Source organism: Nocardiopsis sp. NRRL B-16309, from assembly GCF_001279585.1.
Taxonomy (GTDB): domain Bacteria; phylum Actinomycetota; class Actinomycetes; order Streptosporangiales; family Streptosporangiaceae; genus Nocardiopsis.
This window is the reverse complement of the sequence record NZ_LGEC01000051.1, coordinates 1-218: the sequence shown is the minus strand read 5'-3', so window position 1 is coordinate 218 and position 218 is coordinate 1. Positions and strand designations below refer to the sequence as shown.

Below are 218 nucleotides of genomic sequence, written 5' to 3'. Positions count from 1 at the left end.
AGCGTGTTCGTGAACGTGTTCGGCGGCATCACCGCCTGCGACGCGGTCGCCAACGGCATCGTGCAGGCGCTGGAGCTGCTGGAGTCGCGCGGCGACGACCCGGGTTCGGGAAGGCTCGGCAAGCCGCTGGTGGTGCGCCTGGACGGCAACAACGCCGAGCTGGGCCGCCAGATCCTGACCGAGCGCGCGCACCCCGCGGTGCGCCAGGTCGACACGAT

The 218-nt window shown here is 71.6% G+C and carries 1 pseudogene; it reads left to right on the top strand.

Going from position 1 to position 218, the window contains the following annotated elements:
• Nucleotides 1-218 (top strand): annotated as a pseudogene (locus tag ADL05_RS06720) (succinate--CoA ligase subunit beta); the annotation flags it as partial.